Source organism: Bacillus sp. UMB0728 (assembly GCF_002858875.1).
Taxonomy (GTDB): Bacteria; Bacillota; Bacilli; order Bacillales; family Cytobacillaceae; genus Bacillus_AB; species Bacillus_AB infantis.
Map to the genome: position 1 here is coordinate 699,979 of NZ_PKLA01000004.1, position 10,014 is coordinate 709,992.

General features: G+C 46.9%; 8 protein-coding genes, 7 tRNA genes and 1 pseudogene. 1 reads left to right on the forward strand and 15 read right to left on the reverse strand.

All coding sequences use genetic code 11. From position 1 onward, the window contains the following. A pseudogene (locus CYJ37_RS19205) lies at positions 1-279 on the forward strand (hypothetical protein); the annotation flags it as partial. 93 nt (positions 280-372) lie between these two features. On the opposite strand, the gene CYJ37_RS19210 reads toward CYJ37_RS19205, so the two are convergent. From CYJ37_RS19210 to CYJ37_RS19280, 15 genes are all read right to left on the reverse strand, one after another. Further along, positions 373-1,413, reverse strand: a complete 1,041-nt coding sequence (locus CYJ37_RS19210) for a Gfo/Idh/MocA family protein (protein WP_101551114.1) — start codon at positions 1,411-1,413, stop codon at positions 373-375. A gap of 11 nt (positions 1,414-1,424) precedes the next feature. Next, a complete protein-coding gene (locus CYJ37_RS19215; protein ID WP_101551115.1) occupies positions 1,425-2,453 on the reverse strand; it encodes a Gfo/Idh/MocA family protein in 1,029 nt (342 codons plus the stop codon). 2 nt (positions 2,454-2,455) lie between these two features. Then, positions 2,456-3,190 carry a ThuA domain-containing protein gene (locus tag CYJ37_RS19220; RefSeq protein WP_009794998.1) on the reverse strand — a complete coding sequence of 245 codons (735 nt, stop codon included), beginning with the start codon at positions 3,188-3,190 and terminating at the stop codon, positions 2,456-2,458. Positions 3,191-3,201: 11 nt separating this feature from the next. Then, the gene (locus CYJ37_RS19225) at positions 3,202-3,960 is read right to left on the reverse strand and encodes a response regulator transcription factor (RefSeq protein WP_101551117.1); all 759 of its coding nucleotides are present in this window, start codon (positions 3,958-3,960) and stop codon (positions 3,202-3,204) included. After that, the gene (locus CYJ37_RS19230; RefSeq protein ID WP_101551119.1) at positions 3,938-5,737 is read right to left on the reverse strand and encodes a cache domain-containing sensor histidine kinase; all 1,800 of its coding nucleotides are present in this window, start codon (positions 5,735-5,737) and stop codon (positions 3,938-3,940) included. The genes CYJ37_RS19225 and CYJ37_RS19230 overlap by 23 nt, the downstream gene beginning before the upstream one ends. Positions 5,738-5,874: 137 nt before the next feature. Further along, positions 5,875-7,158 carry an ABC transporter substrate-binding protein gene (locus CYJ37_RS19235; RefSeq protein ID WP_101551121.1) on the reverse strand — a complete coding sequence of 428 codons (1,284 nt, stop codon included), beginning with the start codon at positions 7,156-7,158 and terminating at the stop codon, positions 5,875-5,877. Between the two features lie 74 nt (positions 7,159-7,232). After that, positions 7,233-8,060 (reverse strand): carbohydrate ABC transporter permease, encoded by an 828-nt coding sequence (locus CYJ37_RS19240; RefSeq protein WP_009794994.1) that lies wholly within the window; start codon positions 8,058-8,060, stop codon positions 7,233-7,235. Continuing rightward, positions 8,060-9,001, reverse strand: coding sequence for a carbohydrate ABC transporter permease (locus CYJ37_RS19245; protein WP_101551123.1), 942 nt, complete (start codon positions 8,999-9,001; stop codon positions 8,060-8,062). Before CYJ37_RS19245 ends, CYJ37_RS19240 begins: the two co-directional genes overlap by 1 nt. 234 nt (positions 9,002-9,235) lie before the next feature. Then, positions 9,236-9,309 (reverse strand) — tRNA-Gly (locus tag CYJ37_RS19250). Between the two features lie 73 nt (positions 9,310-9,382). Continuing rightward, positions 9,383-9,464 (reverse strand) — tRNA-Leu (locus CYJ37_RS19255). Between the two features lie 45 nt (positions 9,465-9,509). Then, a tRNA-Cys gene (locus CYJ37_RS19260) sits at positions 9,510-9,583 on the reverse strand. An 8-nt stretch (positions 9,584-9,591) separates the two neighbouring features. Then, positions 9,592-9,666, reverse strand: a tRNA-Gly gene (locus tag CYJ37_RS19265). Positions 9,667-9,669: 3 nt separating this feature from the next. Further along, positions 9,670-9,744, reverse strand: a tRNA-Gln gene (locus CYJ37_RS19270). Between the two features lie 41 nt (positions 9,745-9,785). Beyond that, positions 9,786-9,861, reverse strand: a tRNA-His gene (locus CYJ37_RS19275). Positions 9,862-9,872: 11 nt separating this feature from the next. Beyond that, a tRNA-Trp gene (locus CYJ37_RS19280) sits at positions 9,873-9,946 on the reverse strand. Between the last annotated feature and the right edge of the window lie 68 nt (positions 9,947-10,014).

Sequence of the window (10,014 nt, forward strand, 5' to 3'; positions counted from 1 at the left end):
TTTCGTCTGGGGCATGAAGGAGAAGAATATACGGGCTTGAACGGCAGGCCGAATTCACTTGAGAACCTCATTATCACCGAAGATCATAACGGTCCATTCGGCAGCCCGTTTGTCGACTCCAATCGTGCGCCTGTTACAGAGGAAACAACTGAAGCTGTACAGATCATCTATTTCAGGCCATCTCTTGAAAAAGACAGCTGTGCCAGATTGGCGGAATCCCTTATGGGGATGTTTTTGCAGGTTCATGGAGGAGAAGGGGAATTCTGTATTGTTGGATAAGAAAAAAGCAGAGGCATTAACATGCATCTGCTTTTTTCTCATTTGGCATCCATCAGCTGGCAGTCATGTCCAGAATATGATGCCGCATCCTCCTCATTCCAGGACAATGCTTTTGCCTGTTTCACTGCTTTTATAGATGGCATCAATGATCTTCGATACACGCAGGGCCTCTTCCGGCTTAACAATAAGCTGTTCTTTTCCCAGACAGCTATTGAGAAAATTCCTTGCCTGCGGTATGCCGGGATCCTCCTCCCCGGGAAGCCACTCTGCCTCACTATTCAGGAGCATCCCATTTTTCAGCTGGTTCAGCTGGAATGGAAATACATCAATTCCTCCGGTAAGCCCGGAAATGCCAAGGCTTTCTTCATCATTTTTGATATTGGCCATCCAGGAAGTCTCGAACAGGAGGGAGGCGCCATTCGCAAAGCGGATATAGGCTGTCACATGGTCCTCGACTTCAATGGTTTGATGATCATAATCTCCCCAAAGATTCACCTGGTTTTCCATCCTGCTGAGTTGATTGTAGGCTGTGCCCGTTACCTCAACAGGTTCCGGGCTGCCGAGCAGCCATAAAGCAAGATCAAGGAAATGGCAGCCATAGTCAATCATGGCGCCTCCTCCCTGCAGCTCCTTATTGGTAAAAACGCCCCAGCCCGGAACCTTCCTTCTTCTCAGTGCCTTTGCCCGGGCAACGATCGGCTGGCCGATTTCGTTTTCCTCTATGACCTTTTTAGCAGCCCTTGCTTCTTTCATAAACCGATAATGATAGGCAATCGCCAGCTGTTTGCCTGATTTCTTAGAGGCCTTAATCATTTCTTCGCATTCTTCTGCAGTCATTGCCATGGGCTTTTCACAGAGAACATGCTTTCCTGCTTTCAATGCTGCCACAGAGATTTCGGCATGATATCGGTTGGGTGTGCAAATCACAACAGCGTCCACAATCTCCAGCATATCCTGATAATCCCCAAAGGCGTGAGGCACCCCGAATTTCTCTGCTGTAAGCCTGGCAGTCTCTTCATGGATATCACAGATTGCTTCAACAGAGGCCAGCTCTGATAATGTCAGCAGTGCGGGGATATGGCGGCTCTGCGCAATCCCGCCGGCTCCGATAATTCCAACACGCAGCTTTTCCATACAATCCCCCCTTAAGGCAATCTCACTATTTTCCCGGACTGGCCCGACTCCAGCGCAGCAAGGACAACCCTTAAGGATTTCAGTCCCTCTTCCCCGCTCACTGGAGGCTCTTTGTCTTCCGCAATACTGTCAATGAATGTACTGATAACATGGGACTGCGTCTGCTTTCCTTCTTCATTCGTCTGAATGCCGCCAAGCTCATATTTCAGTGTTTCTCCGTTCTTGTACTGGATGACGAGGGAATTGACAGGGTCGTCCTCAAGCCTGAGGATCGCATTCTCAGCATAGATGATAGTTGAATTATCTTCTTTTGATACGTAGGACCAGCTGGCTGCCAGGGTTCCGATCACACCGCTTTCCGTTTTTAAAATGCAGACGGCTGTATCGTCCACATCGCTGTTTTCCTTTGAGCTTGCTTCCACAAAAGCGCCGGCCTGTGTGATCTCCTCTCCCAGCAAATAGCGGATCAGGTCGGCTTTATGTACTCCAAGGTCTCCCATCGCCCCAATAAACGCCTCGCTTTTCCGGAAAAACCAGCTGTCCTTCCCATCCGCACTCCAGCCCTCTGGTCCGCCATGCCCAAAAGCGGTTCTGAAGCTGTATACCTTGCCCGCTTCCCCGCTCGCTATAAACGCACGGGCTTTCTGATGGGAAGGCACAAACCGCTGATTATGGCCGATCATAAGCTTTTTCCCATATTTCCTTGCCGCTTCTATCATGCTCTCCGCTTCCTTCACCGACACAGCCATCGGCTTTTCACAAAGAACATGCTTACCTGCCTTCAGGGCGGCTATGGAGATGGGGGCATGCAGATAATTCGGTGTGCACACGCTCACTGCATCGATTTCCGGATTTTCCAGCAGATCCTCATAGCTGGTATATGCTTCAGCATGATACAGGGCAGCCATATCCATCGCCCTTTCCTCCACAATATCACAGACAGCCATGATTTCAGCCCTGCCGTTCAGGTGATATTCCGGCAGATGCCTGTGCTTGGCGATACTGCCGCACCCGATGACCCCAATCTTAATCTGTTCCATCCTTACCCCTCCCCGTTCTTCCCTTTTATATGCTCCAGCGGCTTGGCATTCCCATACTTCACCTCAGGCTGACGGGATCCTTCTGCCCACCTGACAGCATTAATGATGACCTTTTGAACATCTTTGTTAAAATAAGTCGGATAGGTTTCATGCCCAGGCCGGAAATAGAATACTTTTCCTTTCCCGCGCTGATAGGTGCAGCCGCTCCGGAACACTTCTCCGCCCTCGAACCAGCTGACCATCACGAGCTGGTCCGGAGCAGGGATATCAAAATGCTCACCGTACATTTCCTCCCGCTCCAATTCGATATACTCCCCCAGCCCTTCCGCAATCGGATGGCTCGGATCCACGACCCAGATCCGTTCCTTTTCGTCTGCTTCCCGCCATTTCAAATCACAGGAAGTTCCCATTAATGATTTAAATATTTTTGAAAAATGGCCTGAATGAAGGACGATCAGCCCCATGCCGTCCAGCACCCGCTGTTTCACCCTGTCAACAATTTCATCCGGGACCGCATCGTGGGCGATATGCCCCCACCAGATCAGTACATCTGTATCTTCCAGAACCTCCCGGGTTAATCCGCATTCATCGTCATCAAGCGTCGCTGTCCTTACTTCAAAGGACTCACCTTCCAAAAAGGAGGCAATCGCTCCGTGTATCCCATCAGGATAAACGGCCCTCACTTCCGCGTTTTTTTGCTCATGCTGATTTTCATTCCATACCGTCACTTTTGCCATTGTTCTTCCTCCTATCTGCTGCCCGGCGGCAGATTCCGATATTCATTCGGTGTATAGCCGGTCAGCTTTTTAAAAACCTTGCTGAAATATTTTTCATTCTGGTATCCAACCTGATAGGCTATCTCGTAAATTTTCAAAGATGGGCTGCCAAGCAGCTCCTTTGCCTTTTCCATCCGGATATTGGTCAAATAATCTGTAATGGTTGCGTGGAAGTCCTGTTTGAATTTCCTGGATATATACTCTCTGCTCAAATAAAAACGGTCAGCGATATCCTGCAGTGTGATATCAAGATGATAATTCTGCACCAGAAACTCTTCGATTTGCTTGATGTTATTGTTCTCTTTCTGGGCTGCTTTGCTTTCCCTGGGCTCTCTAAAGGCCTCCCCTGTCAAACGTGAAGCTGCAAGGTCATTGACTGCCCTTTTGAGCGTTTCATTCAGCAGTTCCGGATCAATCGGCTTTAAGATATAATCAAAGCTTTTATAATAGATGGCGTTCCTCATATACTCGTAGTCATCATAGCCGCTGACAACGATCGTTTTCACCTGGCATTGGGAACCATGGATCCACTTCAAAAGGCTGATGCCGTCACACCTCGGCATATTCATATCGGTAAAAATAATATCAGGCTGCACTTCGCCGATCAGTCTGATAGCCTCTTCCCCGTCCTCTGCCTCAAAGATGGAGCTGATTCCATGCTTTTCCCATTCTGCAAGCATAAGAAGCCCTTCCCTGACATGCTTTTCATCATCGATGATGATTGCCTTCATCCACTTCGCCCCCCGGGTGCAGCGGAAGCTTCATGGAAACGATAAAGCCTTTGCCTCCACGATTTCCAAGCTGCAGGATTGCTTCTTCTCCGTAATAAAGCATCAGCCGTCCATACACATTCCTAAGCCCGATGCTCGTGCTGTCCCCTTTGGCCTCAAGCGGCCCGCCTTTAATACAGCGCCATATATCCCCCAGCCTGCCATCATCTGCGCCTCCGCCATTATCACTTATATCTATGCATAGAAATCCGCTGTCTTTATAACATTCGATATTCAGCTCGCCTGTCCCTTCACCCGGAGTAAATCCATGCTTAAAATAATTCTCAATGACCGGCTGCAGCAGCATTTTAGGAACTTTGACAGATGAGACCTCTTCACCTGCATCAATCCTGTAGATAAACTTTTCGCCAAACCGCTCTTTCTGCAGGAGCAGGAAGGCCTTTGTATAATTAATCTCTTTTATCAGCGGCACCCGGTCCTCCTCCATGTCCATCCCGTACCTCATGATTTTTGAAAGATGGGTAATCAGGGTATAAATCTGGGGAACTTTGTTTTTCAAGGCAACCGTTCCGATCGACTGGAGGGCATTGTACAGGAAATGCGGGTTGATCTGCGACTGGAGCACCTTCAGCTGATTGGTTTTATTCTCAATCTCCAGCTTATATTCCCTGTTGATGAGATGGTTTATTTTCTCGATCATCTCATTGAACCTCATTCCAAGGATGCCGATTTCATCCTTCCCGAATGAATCATATTCAACATTCATGTCCCCCCGCTCTACCTGGCTGATGCTCCTCAGCAGCACCCGGATCGGGGAGGTGATTCTAAAAGAAACGAATAAGGTGGCAAGGATAACCAGCGTTAACCCGATAATGCCGAAAAGGATGTTGATTTTCGCAACGCTAAAAGCGCTTTCATACAAAGTTGTATCCGGGACCCGCTTCACGAGGAACCAGCCGCCCGCACTTTCTTCCATCTGCTCGTAAATCATCATGCCGCTGAAATCATCTTTCTTCCATTCAAGTGTCCCCGCCTTATTTCCTGAACTCACAATGGCATCCACCCATTTTTCGGGCACCTGTCCGCTTGCAGCATCCTTGTCAGAGCTATAAATGAGAAGGCCATCCTGAGATACAATATAAAATTCCTCGCTTCCCGGAGTATAAAGATTCCTGCTGAGATTCACGATGTCATCCGGAGCGATCTCAAGAGTAATGTAGGCCAGCACATTGTCTGATGGAATATTTGTAAACGCACGATGCACTGCCATGATATTCCGGGAATTCGTCTGTTCCATCAGCGGTTCAATATACATATGCGAGGAGCTGTCCCTGGCTCTATTGAAGGCCTCTGCGCTTTTGGCGCTCCTTCCTTTCATGAAGACGACTGTAGACCTCCTGGAAGCGGAGATGACCCTGTCTTCGTCTGCAAAGGCTATTTGGACCCTGTTAATGGTATCCCCGGCATAAAGGATGGTTTGGACCACATTTTTCATGATCCCGATTGTTAAATAATTGTCCTCATCTTTAGAAGACCTCAGGAAATTTAAGAAGCCGGGATTATTGTACAGAGACAATGTCAATCCATTCAGCTCATTCATATAGCTCTCCAGGTTGATTTTGCCCTGATAAAGAAGCTTGCTGTTTTCCTCTACAGCCTGATTTTTCAAAAACTCCTTCGTATGGAAGTAGGTAATGATAATCGATGTGCCGAAAGGAATGATTGTGATCAGCAGCAGCAGGACGATCAGTTTATTGCGGATACTGTTCTTAATCATAAATAGTCCTCCCCAGGCCCTGATAATGTAAGTATATATGGGACAGGGTGAGACATGCTGAAGATTTTTTCATTTATGGAAAATAAAAAGCATGCCCTGTTGCAGACATGCTTTTTATCCTGGCAGTGATCTCTGCTTTACTTTAAGTTATCCCAGGTTTTCTGGAACCTCTCTAGCAGAGTATCATAATCAATTTTACCTGCAGCATATTCCTGGATGCTAGCGGCGAATTCCTTGTTCGCTCCATCCGGCCATCTGAACCATGTCCACGGAATTGTTTTCTCTTCTTTGGAGTACTCAAGGATTGACTGGCCAAGATCGCCAAGACCTGATGCCTCAATATTGTCAAAAGCAGGGATGAAAGCAAATTCCTCGGTTAAATAGCGTTTTCCTGTATCAGAAGATACCATCCATTCCAGGAACAATTTAGCTTCATCCAGGTGCTCGGAATTCTTATTCAGAACCCAGTTATTCGGGACCCCAACAGGGAGGCGGTCAGCATTTTCGTCATCTGAGATCGGAATCGGCAAAAAGCCCATATTCATATCAGGATTAACCTCATAAATCATATTTTCAGTCCAGTTCCCCTGCTGCAGCATGGCAGTCTGGCCTGCGGCAAATTGGGTGACCTGCGTGTTATAGTCAGTGGTCAATGGATTATCATTTCCAAAATTGATTTCTGTATCAAGCACTTCTTTAAACTGCTTGAATTGCTCATTATCTGTAAACTTCTCTGTACCATCATAAAGTCCTTCAATAAAGGCAATAGGATCTTCCTGCTGGGCAAAAGGGATATTCAGCAAGTGCTGCCCGATGACCCACCATTCCCCATATCCAGCTGAGAAAGGTGTAGTGCCGCTGTCCTTCAGTTTCTCAGCAGCATCCTTGAGCTCTGTAATATTGGCCGGAGGCTCCTTAATGCCCGCTTTCTCAAACAAATCTTTATTATAGACAAATCCGTATCCTTCAAGGTTGACCGGCATGCCATAAAGCTTGCCGTCTGTATCTGTCATCGGCACTTTGCCGATCGGGAGAAGATGCTCAACCCATGGCTCATTGGATAGGTCGGCCAGATGCTCCTTCCACAGTTCCAGTTCTTTAAAGCCGCCATTGTTGAAAATATCCGGCTGTTCACCAGAAGCAAATTTCGCTTTCAGCGCAGCACCGTAATCGGCACCGCCGCCAACAGTTTCCAGCTTTACTTTGATATTGGGATGCTCGGCTTCGAACTCAGTGATCATCTCCTGAAGCTGGTCGGCAATTTCAACTTTAAATTGGAACAGGTTGAGAGTAACCGTCTCTTCCCCGGTATCCTTTGTCCCCTCTTTATCATCAGTTCCAGAAGTGCTTCCTGACGAACAGCCGGCCAAAATCCCGAATGTGAAAAGCAGGGACAGGCAAATAAGCAATAAGCGTTTCATTGTCATTGACCTCCTTGAATTCTATTTATATATCATTTTAGCGGCACATTCTAGCCGCCGCTAAAATTTGATATCTATTTGATGGAGCCTGATGCTATGCCTTTAATAATATGCTTCTGCAGGAACAGGAAGAAGATGATGACCGGCGTAATGCCAAGTACAAGCGCTGCCAGGCCCATATCCCACTGTTTTGTATATTGGGCAAAGAAGGAGCTGGTGGCGAGCGGGATTGTTCTCAGCTCGGCATCCTGCAGCACCAGGAGCGGAAGAAGGAAATCATTCCAAATCCATAAGGTATTAAGGATGACAACCGTCACTGTAATCGGCTTTAAAAGCGGGAAAACGATCCTCCAAAAAACCCCGAACTGGCTGCACCCATCAATCAGCGCCGACTCTTCTATCTCCCTTGGAACCGTTTTGACAAATCCATGGTAAAGGAACAGGGAAAGAGGAACGCCAAACCCGAAATACATCATAATCAGTCCGGGAATGCTGTTCGTCATATTCAGGGCGCCTCCGAGCTTCATAAGCGGGATCATAACCGTCTGAAAGGGAATGACCATTGCTGAGACAAAAAGGATAAACAGAATCTTGCTGAAGCGCCCGGGAGTCCTCACCATTTTCCATGCAGCCATTGAACTGATGATTACCAGGCCAATATTGCTGAGCACAGTAATGATCAGTGAATTCCAGAATGCCCTCGGAAAATTAATGATTTCCCAAACCTTCGAATAATTAGCAAATAACACTTCCTTTGGAAAAGCAGCTGCATCCAATAAGATTTCAGCAAAGCTTTTGACTGAATTAACCGCCACAAAATAGAAGGGGATCAGAAAAATCAGCCCAAGAATGATGCCGATTATCTCCAGCAGAAACGTCCTTCCTGTATACTTGCGATTCATCAGGCTTCAACCTCCTTCCTTTTCGTCATAATTACCTGAACCGATGTAAACACGGCGACAATCAGAAAGAAAAGAATCGATTTGGCCGTCCCGAGACCATAGCGGTTATTTTGGAAAGCCTCCTGATAAATGTTGATGGCTACAGACTGTGTTGAATTAAACGGTCCCCCATTTGTAAGAGAAAGATTTAAATCAAAGATCTTAAAGGCCATTGATATAGTCAAAAAGAAACAAATAGTGAAAGCCGGAATGATCAGCGGTATAATGATGCGGGTAAGAAGCGTCCAGTTTGAAGCCCCGTCAATCCTTGCCGCCTCAAGAAGGGAATGGTCCACTCCCTGCAGGGCTGCGATATAAATCACCATCATATAGCCGCTCACCTGCCATGCAAACACAATGACAATTCCCCAAAATGCTGTAGTCTCATCCCCCAGCCAGGCAAGCTTGAAAAACGCCAGGCCAGTCAAATTTCCGATGGAAGCAAACGCTTTGACAAAGATAAACTGCCAGATGAACCCAAGCAGCAGTCCTCCAATTACATTCGGTATAAAGAAGACGGTTCTGAGAATATTCCGTGTCTTCAAGGCCGCGTTAAGTAGCAGGGCAAGTCCAAATCCAATTAAATTGCTGATAACCACTGAGGCCAGCATGAACTTGGTTGTAAACAAGAAAGATTGGAAAAAGTTCGGATCATCCTTGAAAATTTTGATATAGTTTTGCAGCCCGACCCATTCGACAGCTGAGCTTACACCATTCCATGAGGTAAAGGAATAATATAAACCCATAAGGAATGGTATCACCTGAATAAGGACAAAGAATATAATGGCCGGTCCGGTAAAAGCCGCATAAATTAATATACTTCGAAGACGTGCTTTTCTTTTGCTTGTTCTCTTTGTTACAGCGTCCGCCTTTATGGGAGCCAACTCTGTTTTTGCATCCAATTTTACTCTCACCGCCTTTTGTAATCGCTTTCTTTTATTATAGGAGGCTATCAAATAAAAAGGGGCAACATAATTGACCAAAAGAGGGGGAAAATTTTGACTTCTTCATAGAGAAGAAAGACTGGCTGACATCTTACCGTAACCCACGGGTCATGCCTTATCGGGATCAAGACAAAGAAAAAACGCAATGCTTCGTTTTCTGGAAACGAAACACTGCGTTGATGAAATTATGTATGGAGCGGGTGATGGGAATCGAACCCACGACATCAGCTTGGAAGGCTGAGGTTTTACCATTAAACTACACCCGCATCGAAAATTGCTGAAATTTGTCGATGCCTTTTCAAAAATAAAAACAGGAAACCCTGTATAAAAAGAAAATGATACCGGTGGCCGGGGTCGAACCGGCACTCCAGAAGGAACACGATTTTGAGTCGTGCGCGTCTGCCAATTCCGCCACACCGGCATATCATTTAATTTATCGTTCATTCTCCATTTCCTGTAATTGGAATGGAGGCGGCAACCGGAATCGAACCGGTGATAAAGGTTTTGCAGACCTCTGCCTTACCTCTTGGCTATGCCGCCAGAACGTTTGGAGCGGAAGACGGGATTCGAACCCGCGACCCCCACCTTGGCAAGGTGATGTTCTACCACTGAACTACTTCCGCAAATGGCTGGGCTAGCTGGATTCGAACCAACGCATGACGGAGTCAAAGTCCGTTGCCTTACCGCTTGGCTATAGCCCAATAATATGATATGCATAGAATGCAATATTGTGATTAAAAAATGGGGCGACTGATGGGAATCGAACCCACGAATGTCGGAACCACAATCCGATGCGTTAACCACTTCGCCACAATCGCCATAATAAAATTGGCAGGGGTAGTAGGAATCGAACCCACACTGGAGGTTTTGGAGACCTCTGTTCTACCTTTAAACTATACCCCTGTATGAATGGTGGAGGGGGACGGATTCGAACCGCCGAACCCTGAGGGAGCGGATTTACAGTCCGCCGC

What these genes read in the sequence shown, in the direction of transcription:
- CYJ37_RS19210 (WP_101551114.1), bottom strand. Translation starts at nt 1,413, where the DNA reads ATGGAAAAGCTGCGTGTTGGAATTATCGGAGCCGGCGGGATTGCGCAG.
- CYJ37_RS19215 (WP_101551115.1), bottom strand. Translation starts at nt 2,453, where the DNA reads ATGGAACAGATTAAGATTGGGGTCATCGGGTGCGGCAGTATCGCCAAG.
- CYJ37_RS19220 (WP_009794998.1), bottom strand. Translation starts at nt 3,190, where the DNA reads ATGGCAAAAGTGACGGTATGGAATGAAAATCAGCATGAGCAAAAAAAC.
- CYJ37_RS19225 (WP_101551117.1), bottom strand. Translation starts at nt 3,960, where the DNA reads ATGAAGGCAATCATCATCGATGATGAAAAGCATGTCAGGGAAGGGCTT.
- CYJ37_RS19230 (WP_101551119.1), bottom strand. Translation starts at nt 5,737, where the DNA reads ATGATTAAGAACAGTATCCGCAATAAACTGATCGTCCTGCTGCTGCTG.
- CYJ37_RS19235 (WP_101551121.1), bottom strand. Translation starts at nt 7,158, where the DNA reads ATGAAACGCTTATTGCTTATTTGCCTGTCCCTGCTTTTCACATTCGGG.
- CYJ37_RS19240 (WP_009794994.1), bottom strand. Translation starts at nt 8,060, where the DNA reads ATGAATCGCAAGTATACAGGAAGGACGTTTCTGCTGGAGATAATCGGC.